This window comes from Paenibacillus flagellatus (genome assembly GCF_003217775.1).
GTDB classification, from domain to species: Bacteria; Bacillota; Bacilli; order Paenibacillales; family NBRC-103111; genus Paenibacillus_AB; species Paenibacillus_AB flagellatus.
In genome coordinates, this window is the sequence record NZ_QJVJ01000012.1 from 86,011 (window position 1) to 111,576 (window position 25,566).

Annotated in this window: 18 protein-coding genes, 1 pseudogene and 1 riboswitch; of the genes and pseudogenes, 14 read left to right on the forward strand and 5 right to left on the reverse strand. The window is 56.9% G+C overall.

What is annotated here, in order from left to right:
- The first annotated feature begins 30 nt into the window (after positions 1 to 30).
- The 4 genes from DLM86_RS24165 to DLM86_RS24180 all read left to right on the forward strand — a co-directional run bounded on the left by DLM86_RS24165 (position 31) and on the right by DLM86_RS24180 (position 7,956).
- Positions 31 to 1,731, forward strand: a complete 1,701-nt coding sequence (locus tag DLM86_RS24165; RefSeq protein WP_110842643.1) for an alpha-L-fucosidase — start codon at positions 31 to 33, stop codon at positions 1,729 to 1,731.
- A 112-nt stretch (positions 1,732 to 1,843) separates the two neighbouring features.
- The gene (locus tag DLM86_RS24170; RefSeq protein WP_110842644.1) at positions 1,844 to 4,210 is read left to right on the forward strand and encodes a helix-turn-helix domain-containing protein; all 2,367 of its coding nucleotides are present in this window, start codon (positions 1,844 to 1,846) and stop codon (positions 4,208 to 4,210) included.
- 22 nt (positions 4,211 to 4,232) lie between these two features.
- Entirely contained in the window at positions 4,233 to 5,420 is a 1,188-nt protein-coding gene (locus tag DLM86_RS24175; protein WP_110842645.1) for a glycoside hydrolase family 88 protein, read from the forward strand.
- A 31-nt stretch (positions 5,421 to 5,451) separates the two neighbouring features.
- A complete protein-coding gene (locus tag DLM86_RS24180; RefSeq protein WP_110842646.1) occupies positions 5,452 to 7,956 on the forward strand; it encodes a M60 family metallopeptidase in 2,505 nt (834 codons plus the stop codon).
- A gap of 144 nt (positions 7,957 to 8,100) precedes the next feature.
- Here the strand turns inward: DLM86_RS24180 and DLM86_RS24185 are convergent, their stop codons facing one another.
- From DLM86_RS24185 to DLM86_RS32830, 3 genes and pseudogenes are all read right to left on the reverse strand, one after another.
- A complete protein-coding gene (locus DLM86_RS24185) occupies positions 8,101 to 8,802 on the reverse strand; it encodes a response regulator (RefSeq protein WP_110842647.1) in 702 nt (233 codons plus the stop codon).
- Positions 8,789 to 9,928, reverse strand: a complete 1,140-nt coding sequence (locus tag DLM86_RS24190) for a sensor histidine kinase (RefSeq protein WP_245954889.1) — start codon at positions 9,926 to 9,928, stop codon at positions 8,789 to 8,791. Before DLM86_RS24190 ends, DLM86_RS24185 begins: the two co-directional genes overlap by 14 nt.
- Before the next feature lie 78 nt (positions 9,929 to 10,006).
- Positions 10,007 to 10,321 (reverse strand): annotated as a pseudogene (locus DLM86_RS32830) (DUF4118 domain-containing protein); the annotation flags it as partial.
- Positions 10,322 to 10,660: 339 nt separating this feature from the next.
- Positions 10,661 to 10,858, forward strand: a riboswitch (cyclic di-AMP (ydaO/yuaA leader).
- Positions 10,859 to 11,102: 244 nt separating this feature from the next.
- Between DLM86_RS32830 and kdpF the strand changes: the two are divergent.
- From kdpF to DLM86_RS24240, 10 genes are all read left to right on the forward strand, one after another.
- Positions 11,103 to 11,180, forward strand: coding sequence for a K(+)-transporting ATPase subunit F (kdpF, locus tag DLM86_RS33235; protein ID WP_425453997.1), 78 nt, complete (start codon positions 11,103 to 11,105; stop codon positions 11,178 to 11,180).
- A gap of 31 nt (positions 11,181 to 11,211) precedes the next feature.
- Positions 11,212 to 12,891, forward strand: a complete 1,680-nt coding sequence (gene kdpA / locus DLM86_RS24200) for a potassium-transporting ATPase subunit KdpA (protein WP_110842649.1) — start codon at positions 11,212 to 11,214, stop codon at positions 12,889 to 12,891.
- A gap of 20 nt (positions 12,892 to 12,911) precedes the next feature.
- Positions 12,912 to 14,942 (forward strand): potassium-transporting ATPase subunit KdpB, encoded by a 2,031-nt coding sequence (gene kdpB / locus DLM86_RS24205; protein ID WP_110842650.1) that lies wholly within the window; start codon positions 12,912 to 12,914, stop codon positions 14,940 to 14,942.
- A 27-nt stretch (positions 14,943 to 14,969) separates the two neighbouring features.
- Positions 14,970 to 15,578 carry a potassium-transporting ATPase subunit KdpC gene (gene kdpC / locus DLM86_RS24210; RefSeq protein ID WP_211326579.1) on the forward strand — a complete coding sequence of 203 codons (609 nt, stop codon included), beginning with the start codon at positions 14,970 to 14,972 and terminating at the stop codon, positions 15,576 to 15,578.
- A 100-nt stretch (positions 15,579 to 15,678) separates the two neighbouring features.
- A complete protein-coding gene (locus DLM86_RS24215) occupies positions 15,679 to 17,997 on the forward strand; it encodes a universal stress protein (RefSeq protein WP_110842651.1) in 2,319 nt (772 codons plus the stop codon).
- A 178-nt stretch (positions 17,998 to 18,175) separates the two neighbouring features.
- On the forward strand, positions 18,176 to 18,505 hold the full coding sequence (locus DLM86_RS24220; protein WP_110842652.1) for a PadR family transcriptional regulator: 330 nt from the start codon (positions 18,176 to 18,178) through the stop codon (positions 18,503 to 18,505).
- A complete protein-coding gene (locus DLM86_RS24225) occupies positions 18,502 to 18,849 on the forward strand; it encodes a DUF1048 domain-containing protein (RefSeq protein WP_110842653.1) in 348 nt (115 codons plus the stop codon). Before DLM86_RS24220 ends, DLM86_RS24225 begins: the two co-directional genes overlap by 4 nt.
- Before the next feature lie 9 nt (positions 18,850 to 18,858).
- The gene (locus DLM86_RS24230) at positions 18,859 to 19,209 is read left to right on the forward strand and encodes a DUF1048 domain-containing protein (protein WP_110842654.1); all 351 of its coding nucleotides are present in this window, start codon (positions 18,859 to 18,861) and stop codon (positions 19,207 to 19,209) included.
- Positions 19,210 to 19,223: 14 nt separating this feature from the next.
- Positions 19,224 to 19,982, forward strand: a complete 759-nt coding sequence (locus DLM86_RS24235) for an ABC transporter ATP-binding protein (protein ID WP_110842655.1) — start codon at positions 19,224 to 19,226, stop codon at positions 19,980 to 19,982.
- Positions 19,982 to 20,752 carry an ABC transporter permease gene (locus DLM86_RS24240; protein WP_110842656.1) on the forward strand — a complete coding sequence of 257 codons (771 nt, stop codon included), beginning with the start codon at positions 19,982 to 19,984 and terminating at the stop codon, positions 20,750 to 20,752. The genes DLM86_RS24235 and DLM86_RS24240 overlap by 1 nt, the downstream gene beginning before the upstream one ends.
- 121 nt (positions 20,753 to 20,873) lie before the next feature.
- Here DLM86_RS24240 and DLM86_RS24245 read toward each other — a convergent pair whose 3' ends face one another.
- Complete coding sequence (locus DLM86_RS24245) at positions 20,874 to 23,198, reverse strand: hypothetical protein (RefSeq protein ID WP_146250284.1); 2,325 nt, start codon at positions 23,196 to 23,198, stop codon at positions 20,874 to 20,876.
- A complete protein-coding gene (locus DLM86_RS24250; protein ID WP_245954890.1) occupies positions 23,137 to 25,479 on the reverse strand; it encodes a DUF4838 domain-containing protein in 2,343 nt (780 codons plus the stop codon). Before DLM86_RS24250 ends, DLM86_RS24245 begins: the two co-directional genes overlap by 62 nt.
- Positions 25,480 to 25,566: the final 87 nt, after the last annotated feature.

The following is a 25,566-nucleotide window of genomic DNA, read 5'->3' on the forward strand; positions in this document are numbered from 1 at the left end:
AACCAGCACCATGAACGAGGAGGAAGCCGCATGGTCAACGCGATAGGAACCGAAACCGAAAAGGAAAGCCGGCTGCGCTGGTGGAAGGACGCCAAGTTCGGCATGTTCGTCCATTGGGGCGTTTACTCGCTGCTCGGCCGGGGCGAATGGGTGATGTACGCCTCGAAAATCCCGGTGAGCGAATACGAGAAGCTGGCAAGCGAGTTCAATCCGGTCGAGTTCGACGCCAAGGAATGGGTCGACGTCGCCCGAAGGGCCGGCATGAAGTATATCGTCATTACCGCGAAGCACCACGACGGCTTCGCCATGTACCGTTCGAAGGCGGATCCGTTCAATATTGTCGACGCCTCGCCGTTCGGCCGAGACCCGATGAAGGAGTTGGCCGACGCGTGCCGGGAGGCGGGAATCCGGCTCTGCTTTTACTATTCGCACGTGATCGACTGGCACCACCCGCACGCGCTGCACGACACGTACAACAACTTGTGGGATTACGAGCTGGAGAAGAAGGCGTTCTACAGCTACTGGAACAACAAGGCGAAAGGGCAAATCCGCGAGCTGCTGAGCGAGTACGGGCCTGTCGGCCTGCTCTGGTTCGACACGTCCGGCGGGCTGTCCCGCAAAGAAAGCGAAGCGATCGTGGCGATGATCCGCGAGCTTCAGCCGGATTGCCTGATCAACAGCAGAGTGAGCCATTGGCCGGGCTTCGGCGACTACCAGTCGAAGGGCGACAACGAAATTCCGATGTACGGCGAAGAGACGCGACCGTGGGAAACGCCGATGACGCTGAACCAGTCGTGGGGATACAGCACGAGAGATCAAGTATGGAAAACGGCGGACGCCCTCGTCCGCAAAATGGTGCATATCGTCAGCAAGGGCGGCAACCTGCTTCTGAACGTCGGGCCGACGGAGCTGGGCGTCATTCCGGAGAAGTCGGTCGAGCGGCTGGAGGAGGTGGGCGCCTGGCTCGGGAGGAACGGCGAAGCGATTTACGGCACCGGCGAGAGCCCGTTCCCGTACGAGCTGGAATGGGGCGCCGTAACGGTTAAGCCGGGCGTCGTCTACCTCCACGTGTACAACGGAAATTGGCCGAACGGGGAGCTCGTCCTGAACGGACTGAAGAACAACGTCCGCAAGGCGTATGCGCTCGCCGATCCGGAACGGCGGCCGCTCGACGTGCGGCAGGAATACCGGGCGGAAACCGATCATCATACGATGGCGGTTCGCGTACCGGAACACGCTCCGGACGATTACGTGTCGGTGATCGCGCTGGAGATCGAGGGCGAGCCGGACGTGGACCGCACGCTCGTCCCGCAAGCGTCCGGATCGCTGAAGGCGGACTTGGCGCTAGCCGACATCGCCGAGGGGAGCGGGACGAATACGGCCCGCTGGAGCTTCAAGGCGGTCGAGCCGGGGCTGTTCGACGTCGTGCTGGTCAGCTTCAAGAAAAGCGGCGCCGTATGGGAGCGCGAATACGATCATGAAGTGTCCGTCGAAGCGGCGGGCCGGTCGGTGGCGTGCGTGCCGAAGGAAGACCGGGTCGTCGAAGACTCCATTTCGTGCCAGCACCCGTATCAGGAAATTCACTCGGTGATCGGGCGCATCGCGATCGAGGCGCCGGGCACGCACACGCTCGTCCTCCGCTCGCGGCAGGCGAAGCCGAAGCCGGCCGGCCCGGAAATTTGGCAGGCGGCCGCCGTGAAGCTGCGCTCGGTGAAGCTCGTCCGCGTCTAGCGCTCGGACGGGCGGCGGCGGGGCGCGGCGGGCTCGGACGGGAGGAGACCGGCACCGGCTTGGCGAAACAGTCATGATCAGTTTACCTTACTTATCCATGGGGGAATGCGTCATGATCCGGATATCCGACCTGATGCCCCGTCTGCGCAAGCGCGGCCGGAGCCGAGTGCTGAACGCGATGATCGTCTCCAACATGCTCATTCTGCTGCTTCCGATGGCGATGGGATTGTTCCTGTACGTCTGGGTGGAGAAGGTGATGGAGCACAATGCGGAGCGCTCGAATTCGGCGATGCTGGAACAGCTGCGGCTGTCGGTGGACAACAAGCTCAAGGAAGTGGATATTCTCGCCAAGCAGGTCGCCTTCAATCCGAAGCTGAACTTCCTGCTCAATACGGAAGGCGACGATCGTACGGAGTCCTACCGGCAAGTGGAGTTCGTCCGCGATTACTTGAACCGCTACCAAAGTTTTGTAAGCGGATTCGTGAAAGATTTTTACGTGCATGTGCAGACGGGAGACGTCATCCTGAAGCCGGGCCTGCGCACCGACGCCCGGACGTTTTACGACAAATATTACAAGTACCGGGATATGGACTACGAAGCGTGGCGGCAATCGGTGCTGAGCGGCTACCGCAATATGGCCTACCTGCCTTCCCGCGTGCTGCTGCAAAACCCGGAGGACGGCGACGGCAACCCGGCGGGCGTCATCACCTACGTCCAGTCGCTGCCGCTTCACGACGTGTCCGGCATGCGGGGGGCGCTCGTCATTTTGATCGACGAAGAGCAGGTACAGGACATGTTCCGGCAGATCGAAACGGCGAACGACAGCGCCATCTATATCGTCGACCGGAACCGCACCGTCATCGCCAGCACCGGGCAGGGCGAGCCGCTCCCGGAGCGGGTGCTGAACCGGCTGGCGGGACCTTCGGGCTTGTTCGACGAGCCGCTCGACGGCGTCGACAGCATGATCTCCTACACGTCGTCGGAGCAGACCGGCTGGCACTACGTGTCCGTCATGCCGATGGACCGGTTCATGCAGCGCGTCACCCAAATCAAGAAGCTGGCGCTGACCGTCCTCGTCTTCTCGCTCGTCATCGGGGCGGTCGCGGCGTGCGGGTTCGCCTACCGGCATTACCGTCCGGTGAAGCGTACCGTCGACGCGATTATGCAGGGCAAGCCGATCGCCGGCCGGTCGGTGGCGAACGAATACGAATTCATCCGGCAAACGATCGAAGGCTCGTTTACGGAGGAACGGCATTTGCGCGACCGGCTTTCCCGGCAAACCCCCGCCATCCGCGCCAATTTTTTGTCGCGGCTGATCCGGGGGCATGTCGATCCCGAGCAGGTCGAGGAGGAGCAGCTGTCGCTCGACTTCATGGGCGTGCGCTTCGAATCGGAACGGTTTGCCGTTTTCCTCGTCCAAGTGGAGGAAATATCCCGGTTCGGAGGGGAGCAGACGGAGCGATTGTGGGCGCAAATCCGTTTCATCGTCTCGAATATCGGGACGGACGTCGCGAATGCGCGTCATCTGGGCTATGCCGTCGATCTGGAGCGCGATCGGGTGGCGTTTCTGATCAATTTCCGCGAGACCGGCGCCGCAGAGGCCGAGGAGCTGCACGAGATGGCGGAGACGCTTCATACGATCATGAAGGAGCGGTTCGCCGTGTCTCTCACGATCGCCGCGAGCGGCGTCCATGAAGGGGCGGGGCGAATCGGGGCCGCTTATCTCGAAGCGATGGCGGCGCTCGATTACCGCATGTTCAAGGGGAGAAACGCCATCATCCATTTCGGGGACATTCGTGAAGCGAAGCCGCATTATTACTACCCGATCGAATTCGAGGTTCAGCTCGTCAATTCGGTGAAAAGCGGGGATGCGGAGCATGTCGGCAAGCTGCTGGACAATTTGTTCGAGATGAACTTTCACTCGGGGGGGATGACCCCGGAGCTCGGAAAATGTTTGTTTTTCAACATCGTAAGCACGTTCCTGAAAATTATTAACGCAAGCAACCTCGATCCCGACGCGCTGCTGGGACGCGACTTCGATCCGGTCAAGCAGTTGTTCGGCTGCGGGACGGCGGAGGAGATGCATGCGGAGACGAAAAGGCTGTACGATACGCTCGCCCGTTCGTTCCAAACCGATGCGAGCGACCACAGCAAGCAGCTGCTGCACGACATGATGTCTTTCGTCGAGCGGAACTTGTCCGACGCCAATCTCGGCTTGACCATGATCGCGGATCAATTCGGCATGACCCCCCAATACGTGTCGAGCTTCTTCAAGAAGACGAGCGGGCACAATTTGATCGACCACATTACGCGCTCCCGCATCGAGATGGCCAAGCGGTTGATGGAACGATCCGAGCTGACGAACGCGCAGCTGGCCCAGATGGTCGGGTATACGAACGACGTCGTATTCATCCGGGCGTTCAAAAAATTGGAGGGGGTCACGCCGGGCAAATATCGGGTGAGCGCATTCGCCCCGTAAGTACGACACAGGGAGGACTGACATGAAGAACAAGCGGAAGGAAGCGATACGCACCCCTTCGAAATTCGCCCAAGCTCCGGCTTGGACGCTGGAAAAGGCCGAGTCGGCGGCCGCATTTGTCGTCGAGAGGATCGACCGGAATTTGGACGCGTTCTCCGACCGATTCCCGTCGCCGGCGAGCCGCCACAACGTCTACGAGCCGATCGGCAATACGGAATGGACGTCGTCGTTCTGGACGGGCATGCTGTGGCTCGCCTACGAGACGACGGGCGCGGACAAATACCGGACCGCCGCCGAGCGGCAGCTGGAAAGCTATAAGGAGCGCGCGGAGAAGCGGATCGCCACGGAAACGCATGACCTGGGCTTCCTGTATTCGCTCTCCTGCGTCGCCGCGCACAAGCTGACCGGCAGCGAGGAGGCGAAGCGGATCGCCCTGACGGCGGCGGATCTGTTGATGGAGCGGTATTTGGAGCGGGCGGGCATTATTCAGGCATGGGGGAATCTGGGCAATCCGAACCAGCGGGGCCGGATGATCGTCGATTGCTGCATGAATTTGCCTTTGCTTTATTGGGCTTCCGGGGTGACCGGTAACCCCGCCTATCGTCGCGCCGCCGTCAGCCACGCGCGGCAATCGGCGGCGTATTTGATCCGCGACGATTCGTCCACGTACCATACGTTCTATATGGATGCGGAGACCGGGGAGCCCCGGTTCGGCAAGACGGCCCAAGGCTACTCCGACGACTCGTGCTGGTCGCGCGGCCAGGCGTGGGCGATATACGGGCTGCCGCTCAGCTATGCGTACACGAAGGAGGCGGCTCTGCTGGAGGACGCCCGGCGCGTGACGAACTATTTCCTGAACCGGATTCCGGACGACTATGTGTGCTATTGGGATCTGATCTTCACCGAAGGCGACCAGGAGCGGGACAGCTCGGCCGCCGCCATCGCCGCCTGCGGCATGCTGGAGCTGGCCGGCCATATGCCCCTTGCGGATCCGGACCGCCGCCTCTACGAGAATGCGGCGCTGCTCATGCTCGAATCGCTCGCGGACCGTTATACGACGGCGTCCGCGCCGCATTCGAACGGCGTGCTGCTGCACGCCGTATACGGAAAGCCGCTCGGCAACGGCATCGACGAATGCTGCATCTGGGGCGATTACTTCTACTTCGAAGCGCTTGTGCGCATCATGAAAGATTGGCAGCGATATTGGTAACGGATCGTCGAACAAGGAAGGAGACGATGGGATGAACCTCATCAAAACGACAATCGGCGCATGTCTTTGCGTTTCGCTCGTCACGCTGACGCCGGCCGTTCCCGCCGTGCGGGCGGAGGGCGGGCTGTCGCAGGCGGCCGCGCCTGCGGCCGAGGCGGGCGCGGCCGGCGCTTCGATCGATACGGCTGCGGATAGGAAGGCACAGCCCGATTCTGCCGACCGCGTGCTGCGGCGGGATTTGGATATGCTGTACCGGGATTTGACGGGCATTCCCGTATACGGAGGAACGGGCGGCGTCGGCATCCTCGGCGAGTCGGCGTTTCCGGTATCCGCTCCCGAAGGGATGGCCTCCATCGGTGCGGCCCGCTACGGGAAAGGGCGGATCGTGTTGTCCGGCAGCGCGCAATATGCGAACCTTTCCCCGTCGGCCGACGAAGCGCAAAGGACGCTGGCGCGGAACGTGCTGCTCTGGCTGACCGACGAAGCCCATACGAACCAAGGGGGCGGCAACGACAGGACGAACCGGTACGAGGACGCTTTGGCGAGCCGGGGAAACAAAAAAATTCGGCTGGCGACGACGTCCGGCAGCTTGGCCGTCGACCCCGCGCTGCCGATTGAGGTCGTCCGCGTCGAAAGCTGGGCGAATGGGAACTTGAACCCGCAAAAGGTGGCGGTCGCCTATGCGGACGGCACGATGACCGAAGCGGATGCGGAAGCGCTCGACGACTACGTCCGGCGGGGCGGGGCCTTGATCGTCGCGCAGAACGGACGGCCGCTCGAGAGCATTACCCGCTCCACGCCGCTCGAGGAGCGCGTCCGCATCGGCAACTGGCGCGGCGCCCGGATCAGTGCGGACTTCCCGGTGCAGAGGCTGCTCAACCGTGCCGGCTTGTCGCTCATGAACCGGGAGCTGGCGGCGGTCGCCTCGCCGACGGCGCTCACGCCCGAGCAGGCGGTGAACAACCGGATCCGCGTCCGGCTGGAGCAAGGAAAGGGGCTGGAGGAAGGAACGCTCGCCATCGAGCAAATCGACATCGGGCTCCCCGGGGCCGCCCCGGCCAAGAAGCGGCAGCTGCTGACGGACGTTTTGACGGAAACGCTCGAGACGATCACGCCGGAGACGGACCTGTACGCCTGGGCGGAGCAGGAGGTGCGGCGTTTCGGAGAGGTCGATTTCCCGATCGTCAAGGTGAACCAACCGTATCGCAACGCGCTGCTGAACTTCGAGTTCAGTCATTTCACGCTCGATCCGGGCAACGCGAAGTCTCCGTACGCGGACGATTTTCCGGGACGAGTGGCCGACGACGCCCCGACGGTGACCGGCAGGGAAGTGGAGGTGGACCTCGATTTCCCGGAGGACGTGAATTATTCGCTGCGGCTGCCGAACAAAAACTGGGTCAGCACCGGCCTGTACGCGCCTCCGGGAAAGACGGTGACGCTCGAGGTACCGGCCGGAACCGAGAACGTGTCCGTCCAAATCGGCTCGACGGACGACGACCTGCGCGGATCGTCGACGTGGAACCGGGTGCCGCTGCTCGTGCACTTCAAGAAGCTGACGCCGGGTACGGTGCAGGTCAGCAGCCCGTACGGCGGGATGATTTATTTGATCCCGATGAAGCCGACGGCGGGCAAAACCGTGACGGTGACGATAAGCGGGGCCGTTCAGGCGCCTTATTACGAGCTGGGCAAGACGACGGCCGAGCAGTGGGACGCGATGCGCGGCAGCCCGGCTACCCCGTACGCCGAGCTGAAGAGCGAGCGGATCGTGCTGACCGTGCCGTCCGAGTTTATCCGCGAGCTGACGAATCCGGAAGAGCTGATGAAGACGTGGGACGACATCGTGGACAGCTACGACGGGCTGTCCGGGCAATCGCCGACGGCGCCGCTGCCGCATACGGCGGAGCGGTACCCCCGCTATTACGTCGTGGACCGCCAGATCAGCTCCGGGGCGCTGCACGCCGGTTACCCGATCATGGCTCCGTTCGGCGCCGGTAAAGACTTGACGAATCTGGACTACATCAAGACGAAGGCGTGGGGGTACTGGCACGAGCTCGGGCACGAGTACCAGCAAAGCGCGTGGACGTGGGGGGACGTGGGCGAAGTGACCGTCAACATCTACTCCCTGTTCATTCAAGAGAAGTACGGAAACCCTTCGGAGCTGCTGAAGACGAAAAACGGCAAAACGTACTACCAGCGGGCGATCGACTTCCTGGAAAGCGCCGATCCGAACAAAAAATACGGCCAGCTTGACAACTACGATCGTCTCGTGCTGTTCAAGCAGCTGCAAATGGCATACGGCTGGCCGTTCTATACCCGGCTGTTCGCGCATTACCGGGAAATGCCGAAGGAGGAGCGGCCCGGAACGAATCAGCAGCAGATCGACACGTTCGCCGTGACGGCGTCCAAGCTGGCCGGGGAAGATTTGACGGAATTTTTCGTCAAATGGTCGGTCGGTTTGTCAGACGAAGGCAAGGCGCGCATCCGGGCGATGAATTTGCCGCAGCCGCAAACACCGCCTTGGACGCTTCGGGAATAGCGGTTCGAATGCTGAAAAGACGCGTAACCAACCTCGGCCGAGGCGGGGAACGCGTCTTTTCGCTGCGCGGAGAACGAGGATAGGTTTGTGTCGAAAATGGGAGCATGATTGTACCGCTAGACGGCAGCAAAAAATCGAATCCCGTTATTCCCGGGACAAAAAGCGATACCCGATACCCGGTTCCGTAATGATAAATTTGGGTCGAGTCGAGTCTTCCTCCAGCTTTTTGCGCAAGTGGCCGATATACACCCGCAAGTAATGGCTATCGGCCTCATGGTGCTGACCGCCCCACACTTGCTGGAGCAGCTGCCGCTGTGTCACGACTTTCCCGGCGTTGGAGGCCAATATCTTCAAAAGGTCGTACTCCGTCGGCGTCAGCTTGACCCGCTCGCCGTTCAACTCCACGATTCGCTGCGCCAGATCGATCGTCAGTTTGCCGATTTGGAGAAGGGGCTCATTCGCCGACTTGGCCACATGCCGCAGCGCCACGCGAATTCGGGCGATCAGCTCGCCCATGCCGAACGGCTTGGTCACGTAATCGTCGGCGCCGCTGTCCAGCGCCGCAATCTTGTCTTCCTCCCGGTCTTTTGCCGTCAGGACGATGACCGGCACACTCGACCAGTCCCGGATGCGGCTAAGCACGTCCATGCCGGACAGGTCCGGCAGCCCGAGATCGAGCACGATCAAATCCGGAACGATCATGGACGCCTGCCGCACGCCTTCCTCGCCTGTAGACGCTTCGTGAATGTCGAATTGATGCGCCTGCAACGTCACTTTCAGAAGCTTGCGAATTTGAGGCTCGTCATCGACGATCAAAATGCGGGCGCCGTGCTCATTCATGGTCATCCCCCCCTGATCCCTTTTCTTGAGGCGCCGCGTCTGGTCCGCTTCGTTCGTTCAGGGGAAGCGCAATTCGAATCACGGTGCCTTGAGGCCGATTCGGCTTCGCCGAAATCGTCCCCCCGTGAAGCTCCACGATCCCTTTGCAAATCGCCAATCCCAGTCCCGTACCGGTCACATGCACGGTTGCATCGGAGCGATAAAATTTTTCGAATATCCGATCGTATTCGTCGGCGGCCAGTCCGTTCCCTCGATCGGCGACGGAGAGGATCAGTTCGTCTTCATCGGCCGAAACGGAGATATCGATTTCGCTGCGATCCGGGCTATATTTGATCGCGTTGCCGAGCACATTGACCAGCACCTGCTCCAACAACCCTTCGTCGCCCGGCACCGGAGGGACGCATTCCGGCAGCCGTACCCTTATCTTGCGATGCTGCTGAAAATCTTTGACCTGAGCCAGGGCGACACCGATCAAATCCTCCACGTCGCACCAACGCTTCCTTAGACGCAGCATCCCGCTTTCCAATTGCGCCATGCCAAGTAAATTTTTCACCAATCGATTCATACGCAGGGCGCCGTCCCTGATCGTCGAGAGCAGTTCCGTCCGATCCTCCGCCGAGAACAGCGGATCGCCCTCGATAAGTGCGGTTGCCGAGCCGATCATGGTCGCCAACGGTGTACGAAGCTCATGGGAGACGGAATCCAAAATCGCGGTGCGCAGTCGTTCCGATTCTGCCGTCAAATGGGCGATTTTGGCTTTCTCCGCCAACTCCGCGCGGGCTATCGCGCTTGCCGCCAAACCGCCGAGAGCATCCAGCAGAAGCCGTTGATCGGTGGAGAACTCGCCGTTCCATTCTTTTAGATTAATCGCCAACACCCCGTATACGCGGTCCTCGGTCCGGAGCGGAACGTAATAACCCGGAGATTCTTTTAACGTAGGGGACCCTTTTCCGGCCGGTTGGCCGTGCTCGTATACCCATTTGGCTATAACCTTTTCTCCATCGCCTTCTCCCCAATCGTTGTGAGCGGCGGACCGGTGGGCGAGTATCAGCCTGTTGTCGTCATTCGCCATATACACGGCGACTTCCGCGCCGACGGTCAGCGATATTTGCCGGGAGACGTTATCCAGCAAGGAAGGGACGTCCGCGAAGGCGCTAATTTGTCGGCTTAGCGCATAGAGTGCGGCCGTATGCGCCTCTCTCCGCTTGGAAACGTGCAACTGCTGCTTTAGCCTGGCCGCCAAGCTGGCCGTTAGCGCGGCTACCGCCAAATAAACGCCGAATGAAACCAAATAGCGCAAGTCCGCCACCGTGAAGCTTAACACGGGAGGGACGAAGTAGAAATCGAACGCCAATACACTCAAGACCGCCGCGAAGAAAGCGGGGCGGCTTCCCCAATAGACCGCGCTTATAAGCACGGGAAATAAAAAAACAAGCGCGATATTGACCAAATCGAAAGCGAGTCCAAACGGATGCAAGGCTGCTGTCAGTAGAGCGATCATCATCGTGACGCTTGCATAAGGCATCCACGGCTTGCCGAAGAGCTTAGGCTTAAGCACGTTGTATCACTTCCCGCCTTCCTTATTCCGGCCCCTTTCCATGACAGGACATGGTCCCGGAAACGGTAATCCGAATCCAATGTACCGTAAAAAACGGATAAAAGATATCGCATTCGGCGTAAAAATTCCATAAAAATCGAGATAAAGGGGTGAAACGGCAAGTATTGGCGAGAAATACGGAGATCGCCTGTGAAGAGAACGCTATCTCCATCGTTTCGCTCCCTATATCGACGGACACGCAACGCGTGCTGCTTTACACCTGGCATGGAGGGGAGTAAGATACGATCCATGAATGGAACGATTTCCATTCCGAAATCGCTGAATTTCCGATCAGGAAAACGGGGGAACCAATCGCGGTTCGCGGATCGGGCTTGTGTGAGAGCGAGCCGGCCGGAGCCGCATGGGGTGAATCCTTGTGCCGATGTACGACAATGGGCACAAGGTAGGGCGACTCTCACCGCCCGAATCCGTCAGCTAACCTCGTAAGCGCAAGGGAGAGGCAACCATCGATCGTCATTCCGACGACACGGTTTATTCGGCCGTGCCAGAAGAAGCCGCTAGAGGAGACCTTCTCCGTTCGCAGGCTTTTTTTTGTTGCCTTCTCTGACGACTTGAACGACATCGTTGTTGGAGGGATTCGAATGTTGGATCTATACATGATTGTGATCCTTGCAGGTACCTATATCCTGTTCGCCGGTTTCATGGCCTGGTGCGGCAAGGTGATCGAGGATACGGGAGGGGAACGCGAATGATCATTGTTTATGCATGCACCGTATTTCTTTTTCTTTACTTGGTCTACGCATTGATGCACCCGGAGAAGTTTTAACGGGTCGGGATAAGGGAGGGCATCGTTAACCATGGGCATTTTGCAGATTGTCGTCGTGATCGTGCTGCTGATCCTGTCGGTCAAACCGATGGGCACTTATTTGTACAACGTTTTCCGCAATGAGGCGAACGTCACGGACAAATGGTTCGCGTGGGCCGAAAAACCGATCTTTGCCTTGATCGGATTGAAGGAACGCAAGGGCATGACTTGGAAAACATACGGCCTCGGCTTTCTGTTAACCAATATCGCGATGGCGGCCGTCGGTTATTTCATACTGAGGACGCAAAAGTTTTTGCCGTTCAATCCGAACGGGATCGACAACATGGAACAGACGCTGACGTTCAATACGGTCATCAGCTTCATGACCAACACGAACTTGCAGCATTACAGCGGGGAAACGGGGCTGTCTTACTTTTCCCAGATGGCCGTTATCATGATGATGATGTTCACGTCCGCCGCGACGGGCTTGTGCGTCGCCATCGCGTTCGTAAGAGGAATCACGAGCAAAGGACGAACGATCGGGAACTTCTTCGAGGATTTCGTCAAGGCGCATACGCGCATCTTTTTCCCGCTCGCCTTTATCGTCGCGATGATTCTGGTCGCTTTCCAGGTTCCGCAAACGCTGAAGCCGACGCTGTCCGTAACGGGCCTCGAAGGACAGGAACAGAAAATCGCCATCGGACCGGTCGCTTCTTTGGAATCCATCAAGCATTTGGGTACGAACGGCGGTGGATTTTTCGGTGCAAACTCGGCCCATCCGTTCGAAAATCCGAACGGGGTCACCAACGTGATCGAAATGTTGTCCATGTGGATGGTGGCGGCGGCACTCCCTTACACGTTCGGCTTGTTCGCCAAAAGCCGCAAGCAGGGCTGGGTCATTTTCTCGGCGATGATGATCTTGTTTGTTATGTTCTTGTCGTTGGCGTACGTATCCGAATCCAACGGCAATCCGGCGATGAACAGACTGGGCATCGACGCCTCCCAAGGCAGCATGGAAGGAAAAGAAGTGCGATTCGGCATCCCGCAATCCGCCTTGTTCACGACAGTAACGACGGCGGCAACGACCGGTACGGTCAACAATATGCACGATACGCTGACGCCGCTCGGCGGAATAACGCCGCTTGCACTTATGATGCTGAACTGCGTGTTCGGCGGCAAAGGCGTCGGTCTGGTCAACATGCTGATGTACGCGATCTTGGCCGTGTTCTTGTGCGGTTTGATGGTTGGGCGGACGCCGGAGTTTTTGGGACGCAAAATCGAAGCGCGCGAGATGAAGCTGATCGCGATCGCGATATTGACCCATCCGCTAATCATCTTGGCTCCGACCGCCATTGCGTTCGGGTCGGAGCTCGGCAAAGCGGCTATTACGAATCCAAGCTTCCACGGCATTTCGCAAGTCTTGTATGAATACACCTCCTCTGCGGCCAACAACGGCTCGGGCTTCGAGGGGCTCGGCGACAATACGCCGTTTTGGAATATGTCCACGGGGCTCGTCATGCTATTCGGCCGTTACATTTCCATGCTCGCGCTTCTGGCGGTCGCCGGATCTCTCATGCGCAAGCAATGGGTTCCGGAGACGATCGGTACGTTCCGTACGGATAACGGCCTGTTCGCCGGAATTTTAGTGGGCACCGTGCTGATTATCGGGGCGCTGACGTTTTTGCCGGCGATCGTGCTGGGTCCCATTGCGGAATATTTGACGATTCGTTGATAAAGAGGTGGACTGCGACCATGAGTACGAATAGGAAGAAATCGGTGACCGGCGACATCGTCATAAACGCCGTCAAAGACAGCTTCATCAAACTGAATCCCATCGCCATGGCGAAAAATCCGGTCATGTTCGTCGTCGAGGTTGGGACGTTCATCGTACTTCTGATGACCTTGATTCCGGGTTACTTCGGCACGGAAGAAAGCATGGGCTTCAACTTGACCGTATTTCTGATCCTGCTTTTTACGGTATTGTTCGCCAACTTCGCGGAAGCGTTGGCGGAGGGCCGCGGCAAAGCGCAAGCCGATTCGCTCAAGAAGACGAAGAAGGAGATAACGGCGAACATAGACGTAAACGGCGTTATGAAGCAAGTACCGTCATCCGACCTTCGCAAAGGCGATATCGTCGTCGTGTCGCAGGGCGAACTAATTCCCGGCGACGGCGAGGTGATCGAAGGGTTGGCATCCGTCGACGAATCGGCGATAACGGGAGAATCGGCACCGGTCATCAAGGAAGCCGGCGGCGACTTCGGTTCCGTAACGGGGGGGACCCGCGTCGTAAGCGATCGGATCCGAGTGAAGATGACGAGCGATCCCGGCGAGTCGTTCCTCGATCGGATGATCGCGTTGGTCGAAGGGGCGAAGCGGCAGAAGACGCCGAATGAAATCGCGCTGAATACGTTGCTTACGAGCCTGACGCTCATTTTTCTGATTGTCGTCGTGACACTCGCCCCGATTGCGAAATATTTGGAAATCGGGCTTTCCGTCCCGGTCCTCATTTCGCTGCTCGTCTGCTTGATTCCGACGACGATCGGCGGATTGCTGTCCGCGATCGGAATTGCGGGCATGGACCGCGTGACGCAGTTCAATGTGATCGCCATGTCCGGCAAAGCGGTGGAAGCGTCGGGCGACATCAACACGATGATACTGGACAAAACGGGGACGATCACGTTCGGCAACCGGATGGCAAGCGAATTTGTCCCCGTCGGCTCCGAGAACGTTATGACGGTTGCAGAATGGGCGGCGATCGGATCCGTGAAGGACGAGACGCCGGAAGGCCGCTCGGTGCTGGAATTGATGAAGAAGCAAGGACTCTCTTATGACGAATCCGTTCCGATTGACGGGGAATTCATCGCATTCAAAGCCGAAACCCGCATGAGCGGCATCGATTTGAAGGACGGACGCAAAGTCCGCAAAGGTGCGGTCGATGCCGTCAAAAAGTGGGTGGAAGCCCAAGGCGGATCCATTCCGTCCGATTTGGAACAAAAAGGAAATTCAATTGCCAAAGAAGGCGGTACGCCTCTCGCCGTAGCCGTAGACAACTCCATTTTCGGATTGATTTATTTAAAGGATACGGTCAAACCGGGAATGCGGGAGAGGTTTGATCAGCTGCGCAAAATGGGGATCAAAACGATGATGTGCACGGGCGACAACCCGCTCACAGCGGCCACGATCGCCCTCGAAGCCGGCGTGGACGATTTTATCGCGGAAAGCAAGCCGGAGGATAAAATCGCGGTCATTCGCCGGGAGCAGGCGGAAGGCAAGCTCGTGGCGATGACGGGAGACGGCACGAACGACGCCCCGGCGCTGGCGCAAGCGGACGTCGGGCTCGCGATGAACAGCGGTACGGTGGCGGCAAAAGAAGCGGCGAACATGGTCGATTTGGACTCCGATCCGTCGAAAATCATCGAAGTCGTCGCGATCGGCAAGCAACTGCTCATGACGCGCGGCGCCTTGACCACGTTCAGCATCGCCAACGATGTGGCCAAATATTTCGCCATCATCCCGGCGATGTTCACGCTGGCCATTCCCGAAATGGAAGTATTGAACGTCATGAAGCTCGGCTCGCCGCTCTCGGCCATATTGTCTGCGCTCATTTTCAACGCAATCATTATTCCGCTGCTTATTCCGCTCGCCATGAAAGGGGTCGCGTATAAGCCGATGAGCTCGACGAAGCTGCTGCAGCGCAATATTTTCGTTTACGGTCTGGGCGGCATCGCCGTTCCGTTCGTCGGGATCAAGCTGATCGATCTTGTCGTTCATTTGTGGATTTAAATAAAGACCATGAGAGGGATGCAAAGGATGAAGCAATCGGCGAACATCGAGCGGGAGACGGACCGGCTGTCTCCGGGAGTCGTCATACGGATCAGTTTCGTATTTATCGTGCTGTGCGGCATCGTCTATCCCCTGGCATGCACGGGGGTAGCCCAGGTGCTATTCCCGGCCCATGCAAACGGCAGCTTGGTCGAGAACGCCAAAGGAGAGGTTGTCGGCTCGGAGCTGATCGGACAGAAGTTTACGGACCCCAACTATTTCCATGGCCGCGTGTCCAGCATCGATTATAGGGCGGAGGCGTCGGGTTCGAACAACTACGCGCCTTCCAACCCGGATATGTTGAAGCGGACGGAGGAGTCGATCGAAGAGTGGAAAAAGAATAACCCGGAAGTACCGATTGGCCGGCTTCCGATCGACCTGATCACGAACTCCGGCTCCGGGCTCGACCCGCACATTACGCCGGAATCGGCCAAAGTGCAAGTGCCTCGAATCAGTAAGCGGACCGGGCTTTCCATCGATCGGTTGAACAAGCTGATCGATGCGAAAACCGACGGGAGGGATCTCGGCCTATTCGGTGAGCCTCGGGTAAACGTGCTGAAGCTGAACTTGGCCTTGAATGGATGGCTTGGCAACTAACAAGGTTTTGGAGAACATGTCGGGATGACGCGCTGAGTTCTTCTCGACATGTTCTTCTTCATGGTCCGGAATGGGAAATCGAATCCGAGGGTGGGGTCCCATGGTGAATTTCAAAAGGAAGACGCCGGAAGAAATACTGCTATCCATCTCCAAGCTCCATCGCGGTCGGCTGAAAGTATATATCGGTGCCGTGAGCGGATCGGGGAAGACGTACCATATGCTGCGAGAGGGTCAAGCGCTGCGTGATCAAGGGATCGATGTCGTCATTTGCGCCGTATCGACGATGCGGCGTCCGGAGACGGCGGAACAGATCGGGAGGCTGGAGCGAGTTCCGAGCATACATTGGCAAAAGGATGGAAAGGAAAGGAAAGACCTAAACTTGGAGGCCCTGATCGAAAGAAATCCCGAAGTCGTTCTCGTCGACGGATTGGCTCATCACAATCGGGACAACGCCCGATTTCCGACCCGGCTCGAGGATATCCGGTTTTTACTCCGCCGCGGCATCAGCGTCATCACGACCGTGAACGTATACGAGCTGGAAGATGCTCGCATGATCGCGAAGAAGCTGACCGGTATCGAAGTTTCCGAAACGGTGCCGCCGGACACGCTGGATATGGCGGATGAAGTGGTGCTCATCGATGTGACCCCGGAAACGATATTAAGCCGGGTAGAGGAAGGAACGTTGCGCGGACAAAGCTCCGAGATGTTGAAGCGCGGCAATTTGGAGGTGCTGCGCGAGCTAGCTTTGCGTTTGGTTGCCGAAGGGGTTAACGATTCCCTTGAAAAGTTCCGCGAGGAACTGGGGCTGGTCGGTCCATCCGGCGCCGCGGAACGGATTCTGGTGTCTGCGCAATATCACTGGAACGGCTCAATCTACGTACGCAAAGGACAACAAATCGCCAGAAGACTAAACGGGGATATGCGTGTCGTAACGTTTGTCAATCCCAAAAAACAACTCGGCAATGATGAGGCCGCATTAAAACGTTCCATCATGAAGCTGGTCGAACGAATCGGAGCCGAGTTTGAAGAGTTACCGCTCGGTTCAAGAAGAGCTTTGCCAGGCGTCCTTGTCCAGTATGCCCTGAATAATAATGTGACACGCATCGTGCTCGGTCATTCCAAAAAAAACAGATGGCAGGAATTTTGGCAAGGTTCTATCGTGCATGCCATGCTGAAGAAGACGCGCAATGTCGATATTTTCGTCGTAGCCGACCGGGTGGAACACGAAGGAGAGCGCATTTTGCCGGCCCAAATGTCCAAGCCGGATGAAGACGCCGATTTGTTCCGCCGGTTAAGCTCGCAAGAGTTGAATCAAAAAATGAGGCATATCCGGCGAGGACGGTTCAAGGTGTACATCGGCGCCGCTCCCGGAGTCGGAAAAACCTTTACGATGCTGCGGGAAGGTAACGACCTGTTGAAAAAGGGGATCCAAGTATGTGTCGGATTGCTCGAGACGCACGGCCGCAAAGAAACGATGGATCAAGTAGGCGCGCTTGAAGTTTTGCCGCGAAAGGCGATCGATTACAGAGGAACCCGATTGGAAGAAATGGATACGGACGAGTTGATCCGGCGCAATCCGGATGTCGTATTGATCGACGAGCTTGCGCATACAAACGTTCCCGGCAGCAAAAACAAGAAACGGTATGAAGACGTCCTTGAAGTGTTGGCTGCAGGCATATCGGTCATTGCTACGGTCAATGTTCAGCATCTGGAGAGCTTGAATGATTCCGTCGAACAATTAACGGGCGTGCGAGTCCGAGAGACGGTGCCGGATCATATATTGAGATTGGCGGACGAAGTGCAGCTGATTGATGTGACTCCTCAATCGTTGCAGCAGCGGATGAAGGAAGGCAAAATCTATGCGATGGAAAAGGTTCACCAAGCCCTTAACAACTTTTTCAAAACGGGTAATTTGATTGCGCTTCGGGAGTTGGCGCTTCGGGAAATAGCCGATGATGTGGACGAAAGGCTGGAGGCATGGGAACGCAGCGGTTCTCTCAGAGGACCGTGGCGACGCAAAGAAGTCATTTATGTGTGCGTGGGCAGCATGCAGAACGCCGAAAGACTCATTCGCAGAGGATTTCGGATTGCCTACCGGTTGAAAGCCGTTTGGTACGTGACGTACGTTCGGGTAGAGCATGCAACCCAACCTTCCGAATTGGCGCAACGGCTTGAAGTCCTGAAAAAATTGACGGAGAGATTAGGGGGGATTTTTGAGATCCGACATTCGAGAAAGACGAAGGAGGTTGCCGACGTTCTCGTACGCCAAGCGACCGAGCATGGAGCTACGCAAATGATTGTAGGACAAACGAAGGCGTCCTTTTGGAAGGGATTATGGCAAGGCTCTATTTTGAAAAAATTGCTTCGGTCCGCTCGGCACATGGATGTTCTGGTCGTTGCCGACTACGATCCGATGTGAGCTTCTCGCACGGCTACAGCTCGCCGGGCAATCGCCTCGCGCAAGCTGTCGGGCCGCGTCGCGCACAGCTACCTTCGTATCAGCGCAAACGCCATTGACAAACCGGCTACTGCGTGTTACTTTATAGTGGTAGTAAGTAATACTTCATACCAGTGATACAGAATAGCAAGGAGTGTTTATGCTGGAAAACCTGACGGAAATGCTCAAAGGCGTGCTCGAGGGCTGTGTTCTTGAAATTATAAGCCGCAAGGAAAGCTACGGCTACGAAATCACGCGGCGGCTGAACGCCCTCGGCTTCACGGATGTCGTGGAGGGAACGGTGTACACGATCCTGATCCGGCTTGAGAAAAACAAGCTGGTGGAGATTACCAAGAAGCCCTCCGAAATGGGACCGCCGCGAAAGTTTTTCGCGATCAACGACGCGGGGCGCGAGGAGCTGCGGAGGTTCTGGGAAAAGTGGGAGTTCGTCTCGTCGAAACTGAACGAGTTAAAGGAGGCAAAACAATGAATTTTTGGGAAAAAATCACCGGCAGCGACATGACGAAAGAATTCAAAGCGTTTGAATCGAGAGTCAAAAAGCTGCCGGCTGAATATCAAGCGGCGTGGGAGAAAATTAATGCCAATCTTTGGCCGCACTCCGATTTCACCGGCCGCAGCCTCATGCCCATTCTTGACGGTGTGCTTGGCCTGCTTGAAGAAACGGCGGCGGACGGTCAGAGCGTCCGAGAGGCTTTGGGTGACGATATCGAAGGCTTCTGTTCGGCGCTGGCCGGCGAAGCGGGGGCAAAGTCTTTTCGCGACAAGTGGCGCGAGCAGCTGAACCGTAATATCGCCAAAAAACTAGGGAAATAGGAGGTTCCAATGAAAATACGAGAGATCATCGAAGGCAAAAAGGAGTGGCGGGCGCACATGGCCCGTGTCAAAGCGCTCCCGAAAGATTATCAGATTGTTTATAAAGAGATTCAAAAATATCTCTTTAAGGTCGGACCTGTCGAGCTAACCGACGGGACGGGTTTGCTCTCGGGGATTGTCGATCTTTTTGAAGAGGGCGCGTCCTTGGGGAAAGGTGTGCTTGAAGTGACGGGCAGCGACGTAGCGGCTTTCTGCGACGATCTAATCAAAGACTCGAAAACTTACTCCGATATCTATCAAGAATCTGTTGCCCGAGAAGGCAACAAGGCCATGAACAAGGCTTCCGATAAAACAAAGTAAAAGGGGATATCGGGATGAAAAAAGCAATTGAAGTGAAAGGTCTGCGAAAGTCCTTCAAGAACACGGAAGTCCTGAAGGGCGTCGATTTGGAAGTGAAGAGGGGCGAGATTTTCGCTCTGCTTGGCGCAAACGGCGCGGGCAAGACGACCATTGTCCGAATCCTCGCCACGCTGCTCAAACCGGACGGAGGCACCGCCGCCGTAAACGGATTTGACGTCGCGGCAAAACCCGAGAATGTGCGGCATGCGATTAGTCTGACCGGTCAATTCGCCGCCGTGGACGAAATCTTGACCGGGCGGGAAAATCTGATCATGATAGCCAGGCTGCGGCATCTGGATCGTCCGCGTCAAGTTGCGGACGACTTGCTGAAACGTTTCGGTTTAACCGACGCGGCCGACCGCAAGCCGTCCACCTATTCGGGTGGTATGCGCCGCAGGCTCGACATCGCCTTAAGCCTTGTGGGAAACCCGCAGATCCTTTTCCTCGACGAGCCGACGACCGGCCTTGACCCCGAAGCGCGTATCGAGGTTTGGAAAATTGTAAAAGAGCTCGCCGAAGGCGGCACGACGGTATTTTTGACCACGCAGTATTTGGAGGAAGCCGAGCAGCTTGCCGACCGAATTGCCATTCTGCACGAGGGCAGGATTATCGCCGGCGGCACGCTCGCGGAGCTGAAGCGGCTGTTCCCGAAAGCGAAGGTCGAGTATGTGGAAAAACAGCCGACCTTGGAGGAAATATTCCTCGCCATCATCGGTAAAAAGGAGGCTATCTGATGGAGACGGCAAAAAGCCATTTTTTCAGCGATATGAGCGTGATGCTCGGACGTTCCATGCGCCATATTTTCCGCAGTCTGGACACCATCTTCACGGTCTGCCTCACTCCGATTGCGATGATGCTGCTGTTCGTTTATGTGTTTGGCGGCGCAATCGAGACCGGTACGGATAACTATGTGAACTTCCTGCTGCCCGGCATACTGCTTATGGCGATTGCCAGCGGGGTGGCCTACGTGGCTTACCGCCTGTTTTTGGATAAGCAACGGGGCATCATCGAGCGGTTCCGCTCCATGCCGATTGCGCGTTCCACCGTGCTGTGGGGGCACGTGCTGACGTCGGTGGTATCCAACGTCATTTCGGTTGCCGTCATCGTTCTCGTAGCGCTCCTTATAGGCTTTCGCTCGTCTGCGGGGATACTGTCCTGGCTTGCCGTAGTCGGTATTCTCGTGCTGTTTACGCTGGCTTTGACTTGGATCGCGGCCATTGCCGGACTGTCCGCCAAAACGGTGGAAGGAGCAAGCGCCTTTTCCTATCCTTTGATCTTCCTGCCCTTCATCAGTTCCGCCTTTGTGCCGACCGAGACGATGCCGTCCGTCGTACGCGTCTTTGCCGAGAACCAGCCGGTGACGTCGATCGTCGAGACCATCCGTGCATTATTGTCCAGTCAGCCGGTTGGCAACGATATCTGGGTCGCTTTAGCGTGGTGCATCGGGATCATGATCGTCGCCAATCGATTTGCGGTGCGCGCATACAAACGGAATGCCGCATAATGGTACGAAAACGAGAGCTTCATAAACGTCATGCGACCGTTGCCTGAAGAGTAAACAAAAAGGAAAAGGCCCGGAGCATCCTGCTCCGGACCGTTTCGTTAACGATCGCTTTTTGTTGCGTCTACCGTTTGTGCACGCGCACGGTCAACGTGGCATTGGGCAAATCGATCGTTGTCGGCATCCGGTTGACCACTTCCACGGTGACCGTACCCGGCGCCGAAACGTACGGAAACAACTCGATGCCCTGGGGGTTGACGCTCAGCGACGCTTCGACGAAATCGCCCAATGCGGCGCCGGATACAGGGAGAGAAGGCGGGGCCGGATCGCGCTCTCCGCTTGCGAGAGACGGCGCATTGTACAATGTCGCGGCAACGAGCGCGGAGCTCGCGTCAAAGCGGCTGATGCGCCAATTTTTGGAGGCGCGGTAAAATTCCGCAAACAGGAGGCTCGGCCCGCTCAACATGAACGATTGCGAGGAAGCGGCGGGACTGCCGATCGTCGTACCGGCACCGGCATTGATGGTGACCGTTCGCGTCCCCGTTCGCGGAAACACGAGCAGCCGGTGGGAAATGCCGGATGAGATGAAGTCGTCGCGCGAAAAAGCAAGCGTCGCACTTGTACCGGTAACGACGGTGGCAGGCACGTCCGGACCGTAAATGGCGGGATCCACGACCGGCACTTCCAGTCTGCGGTAGGCGGTGGCGGCGGAAGGATCCTGGAAATCGAGATCGATCGCTTCAACGGCGCCTTTGCTGAAATCAAAATCGATCAGATAGCGCCCGACGCCTTGGCTGATTCGCTGGTCGCATGTAACCGGATCCAGATTTCCGATGACGTACCGTCCGATCACGTTGTTATTGGAGACAGCGATTCGTCCGGCTTCGGCATATACGGTATCGAGAAAACCGCCTAAATGGCCGTTGTAAGGACTGGAGCCGAGTTTGGCCGTTACGAGATTGGATTCGCCGCTCAGCTTGCCGACAAAACCGGGATACAATTGAGAGATAAAATAGCCGATGGAACAGCCAAGCGTTGTCATCGAAGTTACGGAAAGCGGGCCTGTCGTGCCGCCCGCAACTTTAAAGCCGGACCCGATGCACCAGTACGGTTCTTTTGCAAACGCGAAATCGTCGTTGGTCACCCACAGCCGGACGGTGACGGTCCCCGAGTTGCGGTCGATATCCGTAATCGTATATTCGTTTCTGCCGATAACAAGGCTAGAGCCGACTTGCGCTTCGTCCGGAATATCGGTGACGCCGGTAAATTGGGTAAACTGCGCGGGACCTCCGCTGGATCCGGACAAGGAATGCCCGGCATATTGAAACACTTTCCCGATTGTCGGCGTGATACCAAATCCGCAATAAAACGCCGCAACCGATTCGATTTGCACGTGGTAAGCGTTGAAGTTGATTTCGATTCCTTGCACTTTCATATAACGTACGTCCATCCTGCGGAATACGCTGCCGCTGACGTCCGTGATTTTGGCTCCCCGATGATTCGTTCTTGACGTCAGAACCGGATTGCCTTTTCCTTTCAAAACAAAACTGTCGAACTGGGTATACGGGAAGCGGTCGATTTCCAGCATCCAGTCGTCGGAGGCGTAATTCGATTGCAGCTTGAGCGTGCCGCAGACTGTCGACGGCCACTCCGCACTGCCGCCGCGAAATACGATTTTGCTTGAAACGATCGTGTCGATGTCCCAGTTGATCTCACCTTTCACTGTCGACGCACGCGCCGCAAACGCTTGCAACCCTGCGGTGAGGTCCACGCCGTCAAGGCAACCGAACATATACGGGTTCAATACGCAAGATTTGCGGACGAAACAGCCGTTACCGCCCGGGTTCGTCTCGCCCGTTCCGCTTAAAAAATCGGCCAGTGCCGCTGCCGACCCGTCCCAAGGAACGGTGCTGCTAATGATGTCGCCGCCGTTATGGTTCGCCTTCGGCTCATCCGGCTTGTAGAAAAATTCGCCGCCGCCGACCCGTTCGCCGACATAATACGCTTTTACCCAATACATGGTTTGTTCATCTGCCGTTTGATCCAACAATGCATGAACGGAATCGATGGTTTCCACTTTGCAGGACAAGGAAACCCCGCTGTCCGGACCCCCGTAAACCGCTGACGTCACCGGTGGGCCGGAAGCCGCCTTCCCCCATGCCGCAGGTCCGGCAAACGCGATTGCGGCCCCGGCCGTACCTAAAGAAGCGATCAGTGTCCTGCGGGTAATTTTGCCCTCCGTTTCTGCACCTTTCCGTTCCTCGATGCTTGCGCAGGGTTGCCCGCCCGCCGCCTCCGTCTCATCGAATGCGTGCCCTTGCGCTTTCGCGTTGCCTTGCTTCCGTTTACCCGGCATGCCGAATCCTCCCTCACCAATGAATGACAGATTAGTCGGACACAGCCTCCCAAAGCATGGCCGGGCCCGTAATACCGCCTGTACCCAATTCATCCAATACGGCATTGCCTACATCAACAACGATCAAATTGGACTGTCCGAATTGGATTGCGTTAGTAGCATCAAACTCCCATGGCGACGTTAACCCGCTGCCCTTTTTCACTAACGGCAGTTCTTGCCCGTTCATCCAAACCCGGGCCGTCTCGTCGATACTGCTGAACCAAAGGCGGATCGGATTGCCGTTGTCGAATTTCTTGTCTACCTTAACCTCCGTCCGATACCAAGCGTGGCCTTTGTAATAGCGAAGTCCTTGGCTGGACCATGTCTCGGAATACGTCTTCAGCTTCATCCACGACTTCGTTCCCAAGCCGGGTTTCCACAAGCCTAACAGATCGCCGTTGTCGTGCGGGAGCAGCATGACGTTCCATTCGTCGGGCATTTGGGCGACAACCCGGTTTCCTCCGGTAACGCGCTGCTCGCCTTGGGTGACCATATTTTTCCAAAATATATCCGTATACAGAAACGATGCCCACGGATTTAAAACGACAGGGGAATGGAGGACAGCTTCATTCCGGAGAGCATAAATTCGATCCAACTGCTCTTTGGCCTTCACAAAATCCAAGCGATTGATGGTATCCATCATGCCGAGGAAATTGTCGCCGAAGCTGTAAGCAAGCCGCACCATCGCAACGCGTTTGCCGTATACCGGGTCGTTCGATTGACTCGCTTCCTTCTCGGCTTTGCCGAGCGTTTTCTCCATTTCTTTCCTAACCTTGTCCGTCAAAATGTGAGGGAAATCATAGATGTTTCCGGCAAAGGAATCGGCCTTGGCAAAAGCTTGCTCCAGCGCTTCAAAATGCTCCCGCATAGATTTGGCCGCAGGACCGTATAACTTCGTATAGTAATCGTCCAGCAAAGCCTCGACATCCAGATCCGGATTCCACATCATCTTGGCCGCCAAATAAAGTCCCGGACCGTGATAGGCCCAAGCCGGCAAGTTTTCGGCGCGAATGCCGGTGATGCCGTTATGCTTATAAAACTTAAACTCGCTGGACACTTGATCGACGGGCGAAAAGGGAAGGCCGGGATCGGCAAGATTGTATAAGTATTGATAAATGAAAGGTTTAACACCCAACCTTCTCCATCCATCAATCATATCTTTCAGGTGACCGCGCTCCCAGGAAAGAGGATTGTCTATGGCATGGTAACGGTCTACCGTAATCGAAGCGATAACCGGAATGAGTTTCGGATTCGGTGTCCAGCGTACCGGCGGTTGGTAGTACGTGTCGTAAGCGTAGAAGGCGATGCTGACATCCGTATATCCGAGCTTCTCAAGCTCTTCCAGAACAAGATTGTAAAATTTCACATAACGATCCGTTAACGACAACGTGTCGTGCGTAGCATCCCAGTCGGTCCCATCCCAGTCCGGATTAGGCTGAAGCACCTTCACAAGACCGTCGTTCGGTCCCATGTGCAGCACTTTCAGATTCGGATCTTGCTGCAATTTCGTCACCGAGCTCTGTACGACACAGGCCAAAACGTCAGACTTCGTGACGTCGAATTGATTCGTCGGCGTTCCATTCTCGTTCGGCAGAAACAGATCGGGCCGAGTCTTTGGGGTGAAGGCGCACGGAATGCCATGCGTTCCGTAAAACTTTTGATTGAGCCTCATATGCTCGACCCAAGGCTTGCCTTCATTCAAATGGACACCATTCGGAAGTCCGGGCGGTTTCTGATAGGCTTCGGTTGCTTGCATCGCCCTGGCCGAAAAACCCGGGTGCTGAATCGTATCTTGTATTGGAAGCGCTATCGTTTTGTTGAACGGGATTACCGTGCCCATGTCGCCGGGCATGAACCAACGTACGCCAAGCTGCTCAAGAAGCTCGAAGGCTGCAAATAACGTACCTTGATCCGAAAGCCCGTACAACCGGATGGAGTCCGCCGCTGCCGCTAAACGGAAAGATGCGGGATCGTCTCCGCCTTGACGAATGGCGTTCAAGTCGATATCAGGTGTTGCCCCTCCGATAAAGATTTTCGTTCCGGTTGCCTCCGCCTCATTCGTCACAATGGGGAGCTCCGCCCCGGATATGCTTTTGATGTAAGACACCAGCTCCGTTGCCGCCTTCTTCTCCAATGCCGCAGCATATACCGTCGTCACAACCGTTGCCGAAGGGTTGCCGTCGCTTACAAGCACAACGCCTTGCTCCAAGCCTTGGTTCTTTCCTGCCTCAACCGCCAAGCCCTGATCATTGGCGCTCGCTTGCCCGGCCGCCGTTACTAACGGGGTTACGGCCATAATGAAAATCAACAGCAAAATGAACCTTTTTCCTTTCATCAAGCTCAAAATCGAATCCTCCTTTTTTTAAGCCTCTCGGAACGATCATTCCGAGAGGCTCCGGCCTGATGGCCGAGGTGTTTTATT

What these genes read in the sequence shown, in the direction of transcription:
- DLM86_RS24165 (WP_110842643.1), top strand. Translation starts at nt 31, where the DNA reads ATGGTCAACGCGATAGGAACCGAAACCGAAAAGGAAAGCCGGCTGCGC.
- DLM86_RS24170 (WP_110842644.1), top strand. Translation starts at nt 1,844, where the DNA reads ATGATCCGGATATCCGACCTGATGCCCCGTCTGCGCAAGCGCGGCCGG.
- DLM86_RS24175 (WP_110842645.1), top strand. Translation starts at nt 4,233, where the DNA reads ATGAAGAACAAGCGGAAGGAAGCGATACGCACCCCTTCGAAATTCGCC.
- DLM86_RS24180 (WP_110842646.1), top strand. Translation starts at nt 5,452, where the DNA reads ATGAACCTCATCAAAACGACAATCGGCGCATGTCTTTGCGTTTCGCTC.
- DLM86_RS24185 (WP_110842647.1), bottom strand. Translation starts at nt 8,802, where the DNA reads ATGACCATGAATGAGCACGGCGCCCGCATTTTGATCGTCGATGACGAG.
- kdpF (WP_425453997.1), top strand. Translation starts at nt 11,103, where the DNA reads ATGATCATTGTTTATGCATGCACCGTATTTCTTTTTCTTTACTTGGTC.
- kdpA (WP_110842649.1), top strand. Translation starts at nt 11,212, where the DNA reads ATGGGCATTTTGCAGATTGTCGTCGTGATCGTGCTGCTGATCCTGTCG.
- kdpB (WP_110842650.1), top strand. Translation starts at nt 12,912, where the DNA reads ATGAGTACGAATAGGAAGAAATCGGTGACCGGCGACATCGTCATAAAC.
- kdpC (WP_211326579.1), top strand. Translation starts at nt 14,970, where the DNA reads ATGAAGCAATCGGCGAACATCGAGCGGGAGACGGACCGGCTGTCTCCG.
- DLM86_RS24215 (WP_110842651.1), top strand. Translation starts at nt 15,679, where the DNA reads ATGGTGAATTTCAAAAGGAAGACGCCGGAAGAAATACTGCTATCCATC.
- DLM86_RS24220 (WP_110842652.1), top strand. Translation starts at nt 18,176, where the DNA reads ATGCTGGAAAACCTGACGGAAATGCTCAAAGGCGTGCTCGAGGGCTGT.
- DLM86_RS24225 (WP_110842653.1), top strand. Translation starts at nt 18,502, where the DNA reads ATGAATTTTTGGGAAAAAATCACCGGCAGCGACATGACGAAAGAATTC.
- DLM86_RS24230 (WP_110842654.1), top strand. Translation starts at nt 18,859, where the DNA reads ATGAAAATACGAGAGATCATCGAAGGCAAAAAGGAGTGGCGGGCGCAC.
- DLM86_RS24235 (WP_110842655.1), top strand. Translation starts at nt 19,224, where the DNA reads ATGAAAAAAGCAATTGAAGTGAAAGGTCTGCGAAAGTCCTTCAAGAAC.
- DLM86_RS24240 (WP_110842656.1), top strand. Translation starts at nt 19,982, where the DNA reads ATGGAGACGGCAAAAAGCCATTTTTTCAGCGATATGAGCGTGATGCTC.
- DLM86_RS24245 (WP_146250284.1), bottom strand. Translation starts at nt 23,198, where the DNA reads ATGAATTGGGTACAGGCGGTATTACGGGCCCGGCCATGCTTTGGGAGG.
- DLM86_RS24250 (WP_245954890.1), bottom strand. Translation starts at nt 25,479, where the DNA reads ATGAAAGGAAAAAGGTTCATTTTGCTGTTGATTTTCATTATGGCCGTA.